At 60.6% G+C, this 6,051-nt stretch carries 2 protein-coding genes; both read left to right on the top strand.

Going from position 1 to position 6,051, the window contains the following annotated elements:
* Nucleotides 1-3,573 (top strand): Ig-like domain-containing protein (locus WA367_RS16730; protein WP_336057919.1); only part of this gene is annotated, 3,573 nt, incomplete at its 5' end.
* 135 nt (nt 3,574-3,708) lie between these two features.
* Nucleotides 3,709-6,051 (top strand): Ig-like domain-containing protein (locus WA367_RS16725; protein WP_336057918.1); only part of this gene is annotated, 2,343 nt, incomplete at its 3' end.

Raw genomic sequence — 6,051 nt, 5'->3', positions numbered from 1 at the left:
GCCGATGGCATCACGGATGAGACCATGCTGTTCTTCCTCGGCACGGCCAAGCCGCATGCGCTGGTGACAGTGCTGCTGGACGGTGTGGAACTCGGAACCGCGACTGCCGACGAGGCAGGCGCCTGGCGCTATGACCACACCGGCACGACGCTTGCCGACGGCACCTATCAGGTGACGGCCACCCAGCAGGATGCGGCGGGCAATCCGCCTTCACCCGTCTCGGACCCCTATCGCGTCATTGTCGACACCAATGAAGGGGGCACGGTGCCGACCGAGCCGCCGGTGATCACGGGCTTTGAGGAAGACAGCGGCGTGGTGGGCGACGGCATCACCAATGACAACACAATCGCCTTCACCGGCACCTCGACGGAAACAGACGGCACGGTGGTGACGGTGACGCTTCTGGATGAGGGTGGTGCAACAGTTGCGACCCTGACGGCAACGGTTGCCAACGGCACCTGGACGACGGGCGAAAGCCCGGCGCTGCCCGACGGCAACTACACCGCAACGGCAACCCAGCAGGACGCAGCCGGCAATCCGCCATCCGGGGCGTCCGAAGCCACAAGTGTGACCATCGACACCAATGAAGGCGGCACCATTGTCACCCCGCCGCCGGTGATTGTCGCCATTGCCGATGACAATGGCCGCGAGAATGATGACGGCATCACCAATGATGACACGATCCAGGTCCTCGGCTCCTCGGACGAGCCCGATGGCGCCGTGGTCACGGTGACGATCCGCGATAGCGCCAATGCGGTGGTCGCAACGCTGACGGCCACGGTCTTCGAGGGGCGCTGGAGCACGGAGCCGACCGCAGCACTTGCAGATGGCGATTACACGATCAGCGCCACGCAGCAGGACGCGGCGGGCAATGATCCTTCAGGCCCGTCGAACCTGTTCGACATGGTGATCGACACTAACAATGGTGGTGCCAATCCCACACCGGCGCCGGTGGTGACGGGGATAGAGGATGATACCGGCTTCGATCCCGGTGATGGAATCACTCAAGACCAGACCCTGTTCTTCTTCGGCACAGGTGAAGCCGGAGCGACGGTGTGGCTTTACATCGATGGCGACGAGATCGGCTCGAACATTGTCGATGAGAATGGCGAATGGTTCGTCGACAACACGGACAACGCTCTGGGCCAGGGCACCTACCAGATCACGGCGCGCCAGCAGGATGCGGCGGGCAATGACATCTCGGGCTATTCCGATGCATATCAGGTGACCGTGGACACGGATGCGCCGAGCGTGTCGATCCGCGCCATGTCCAACGACTATGGCGAGGTGGGAGACTTCATCACGCATGCGGACGAAACGCGCCTGTCGGGCACGACGGATCCGAATATCCGCATCGATGTCTTTGTCGAGGGCGTCAATATCGGCTCCATGATCTCGGATGCCAATGGCTATTGGGAATCGGAGCTCATCGATCTCAGCCATCTCGGTGTCGGCGACACTCTCAATGTCACCGTGCGCGCAAGAAACGCGGCAGGCATCACGGCCACTGCCGAGCAGGTGATCGCGCGCCAGGCGCATGAGTTGTCAATGGGCACGCTCAACCCCGAAAGCGGCTTCGTGATCGTGGGGGATAAGGCCGGGGATACGGTTGGTCGAACCGTTGATCTGATCGGCGATGTGAATAATGACGGCTTCGCCGATGCATTGGTAGGGGCATTGGATTTTGAAGCCGGGCAGCATGGCACGGCCTTCCTGATATTCGGCAGTGCCGAGAAGGACTGGGGGGCGCTGCAGGACGGCCGACAGGTGCTGGATCTGTCCAATCTTGCGCCTGATGAGGGCGTCATGCTGCGCGGCAATATAGAGTCCTATTTCGGAATGGATATACATGCAGGTGGCGATTTGAATGGTGACGGGATCCAGGATGTCATCATCGGCGAGCAGTACCAAGAAGGCAGCAGTGTCGAGCGCGCGTATGTAGTATTCGGAAGGGAAGGGAAGGAGTGGGGTGAGGAAGTGGGCGGCAGGCGCATCATGGACGTCTATAATCTCGATTCCTCAGACGGGTTCATAATGACCCTACCGTTATATAGTCGTACCGGATACAGGGTGTGGGGAGGCGGAGATGTCGATGGTGACGGAGTTGACGATATTATCATCGGTTCAAATGGCTCCGGTCGACAACCAGGTGAAGCGCATGTGATCTTCGGTGAGAAAGACGGTGAATGGGGGGATATGAGCGGGAACAGCCGCATCTTGAATCTCAGGAATCTGCCCGCCGACAAGGGGCTCATCATTAACGGTTATCCAAATGGCGTAAACTTTGGGTCTGACGTAACGATGGGCGATGTCAACGGGGATGGCCTCGATGACTTTCTCATCACCGGGCGCGACGAGCCCGGGAATACCACAGTAACGCATATCATCTTCGGCAATGAGGAACGCAGCTGGGGGAATGTCAGTGGTGGCAAGCAGGTTCTGAATATTGCCGATCTTGCGCCTGAAAAAGGAGTCATTCTGGTAACGGACCCGCACCAGTATCAGTATCACCCTGGAGTCGGGGACCTGAATGGTGATGGGATCGGGGATATTGTCCTAAAACATTATATAAACACTGCTCCCCAAAGCACGCACATCGATGTGATATTCGGTCGAAGTGGAACCAGGTGGGTGCCGGGGACGGGTCAACAAAGGCTGATGCTTGATGACGTGGCTGAAGGAGAGGGCTTCCGCATCATTTCGGAAGAGTTGGCTTTGAACTCTTCGGAACTGGAGGTGAGTGATTTCAATGGCGATGGCCATGACGACCTTCTAATAGGGGGCGCGCGCAGCGCCGTTCCAGGAAAGGAAGGAGAATTCGCATATATTCTCTTCGGTCGCGGTGACGGCAATTGGGGTGAGGTTGTCGATGGAAAGCGGGTGGTTGACTTGTCGAAGATGCAGCCGGGAGAGGGTGTGCGCCTGCTGAGTGAAGCTTCAGAAGAAGGATTCGGTTATCATCTGAGCGCTGGCGGCGACATTAATGGTGACGGGCTGGCCGATATACTTGTCGGTGCCCTATTAAACGACATTGGCGGAACCGATGCCGGTGCCGCTTATGTCATCTACGGGCAGGCAAACGGATTTGGCTCCGGCTTCATTCGCAGGGGATCTGCGGCGGATGACTGGATGTCCGGTTCGGAAAAGAACGACCAGCTTAACGGCATGGGCGGCAATGACACGCTTCTTGGTTATGAGGGCGACGACATCCTGACGGTGGCCGACGCCGGGTTCCTCAAGGTCGATGGCGGTGCGGGTGATGACACGCTCGTCATATCCGGCGGCGGCGTGCATCTTGATCTGACGGCGCTCAACCAGGACGCGGTAAAGGGCATCGAGATGGTTGATCTGTCCGGCAGCGGAGCCAACCGGATGACCGTCACCGAACAGGACGTGCTCGACATGTCGGATGCGGGGCTCGTGAAACTTCGTGGCGACATCGACGACAGTGCCACTGCTACCGGTTTCACGGATAGTGGCACTGACCAGACCGAGAATGGCGTCACCTATGATGTCTACACTTCCGGCGGCGCAACGCTCTGGATCGATCAGCAGATGAGCGTGACGATCTAGGCGGAGCTGGCATGATCCTGCTTCACAACAAGGATGTTCGGGGCGCTGTTTAACGCGCACCGAGCCAGTTTGATTTTCGTGTGGGGGCGTTTTTCAGGCCGGGCTTTTCCGGGGCAATTTGAAGGACGTTCTTCCATGGATATTCGCGCGCAATTCATTTCATCCGATCATGCGCTTGCGCAGGAAGTGATCTTCCAGGGTGCTGCACCGACGCTTGATGCGCGGGCGATCTCGAAGATCCGGCTTGATGCGTCTTCCAGCCAGATCGCCAATTACCGGCGGGTGGGCGATGATCTTGTGATCGAGCTCACCAATGGCGAGCAGATCATTCTGGGCGGCTGGTTCGAGGATGACGAGGAACGCGGCGAACTGCAGATCATGCATGAGGATGCAAGCTGCCATGTGGCGGTGAGCTTTGCCGACGAATATCCCGGCCTCCTGCAGCCGCAGGTGAGTACCGGTGCCTGCAGCAATACGGATTTTGGCGGCGGTGCGGGTCTTGCCGGCATTGCCGGCCCGCTTGCCATTGGCGGCTTGCTTGCCGCCGGTGCGGTCGGTCTGGCTCTGGCGCTCGATGATGATGACGACAATGGCGGCGGCAATGGAGGCGGCGGTCAGCCGGGCACAAAGCCGGTGGTCAATCCGACCAATGGCAGGGAAGCCACCGGCACGGCCAAGCCCGGTACGATTGTCGAGATGGACCGGGACGGCGACGGCATTCCCGATGCCTCGGCCATTGCCGATGATGACGGGAACTGGGTGATCCCGATCGAGCCGCCGGCAGAGCATGGCGATGAACTGGAATTTGTCGGACGGGATCCCGAGACAGGCACTCCATCCGACCCGGTGCGGGAAGTGGTGGATGCGCTGGCACCCGATGCACCCAAGGTCAATCCGACCAATGGCAAGGAACTGTCGGGCACGGGCGAACCCGGTGCGACGGTGATCGTAGATGACAATGGCGATGGCATTCCCGATCACACGGCGGTGGTGGGTGATGACGGCAAATGGGTCATTCCCTTCGACCCGCCGCTTGAGGACGGGCGCGAGCTTGATGTGAGCCTGAAGGACCCGGCCGGCAATGAATCGGAGAAGGTGCCGGTGGTGGTGGACGGGGAAGCGCCCGACCTGCCGCAGGTCAATCCGACCGACGGACGGGAACTGTCGGGCACGGGCGAGCCGGGGGCGACCATCATCATTGACGACAAGCGCGATGGAACGCCGAACTATTCCACGATCGTGGGGCCTGACGGGTCGTGGTCCATCCCCTTCGATCCGGCCTTGCCCGACGGGCGCGAGCTTGATGTGAGCCAGCGGGATGAAGCGGGCAACGAGTCCGGCAAGGTGCCGGTTGTGGTCGATGCGCAACTGCCTGATGCACCGGTCATCACCGATCTGGTGGAGGATACGGGTACAGTCGGCGACTATATCACCAGTGACACGACGCCCACGGTCCATGGCACGTCCGAGGAAGAGGACGGGACGGTGGTGAATGTCTATCTGGGGGATGAGCTTGTGGGAACGGCCATCGTGTCCGGTGGTGTCTGGGAGTTCACCTCTGCCGCACTTGCCGACGGCGACTATGTGGTTACGGCCACCCAACTCAGCCCGCGCGGCACGGAAAGCCAGGCGTCCGCTCCGCTGGCCTTCACCATCGACACCAATGAGGGCGGCACGGTGCCGACCGAGGCGCCTGTGATCACCGGCATCGACACGGATGGCGGGATCGATCCCGAGGACGGCATCACCAATGATCCCACACTCTTCTTCGAGGGTACCGCCGACCGGCTGGCCACGGTCTGGGTCTATCTGGACGGCGCGCTTCTGGGCTCGGTGCAGGCCGATAATGACGGCGTGTGGCGCTATGACCATACGGGCACGGTGCTTGATGACGGCACTTACGAACTGACCGCGGAACAGCAGGATGCGGCGGGCAATGCCAAGTCTGCCATGTCCGCGCCATTCGCGGTGGTGGTCGACACCAATGGTGCAGGCGAAGGCACGCCGGTGCCCGCCGAACCGCCAACGGTCACGGGCATTCTGGATGACAATGGTCATGCCGATGATGACGGCATCACCAATGACACGACGCTGCACTTTCTCGGCGAGGCGGAACCGCATGCGCTGGTGACGGTCATGCTGGACGGCGTCGTCATCGGCTCGGAGATTGCGGGCGCGGATGGCGTCTGGCATCTCGACCACAGCGCGACCTCGCTTGCAGACGGTACCTATCAGGTAACAGCCACGCAGCAGGATGCGGCGGGCAATCCGGTATCCGCGCCTTCCGATCCCTTCACTGTGGTGGTGGACACCAATGGCGGCGGCGATGGCAGCGAGACGCCTTCACCGGCACCGGTGGTGAGCGGCATCGAGGTGGATGGCGGGCTAGATCCTGCCGATGGCATCACGGATGAGACCATGCTGTTCTTCCTCGGCACGGCCAAGCCGCATGCGCTGGTGACAGTGCTGCTGGACGGT

The sequence above is a fragment of the Nitratireductor sp. CH_MIT9313-5 genome (assembly GCF_037029545.1).
Lineage (GTDB): Bacteria > Pseudomonadota > Alphaproteobacteria > Rhizobiales > Rhizobiaceae > Chelativorans.
The sequence above is the reverse complement of the archived record's forward strand: the minus strand, read 5'-3'. Positions and strand labels throughout refer to the sequence as shown.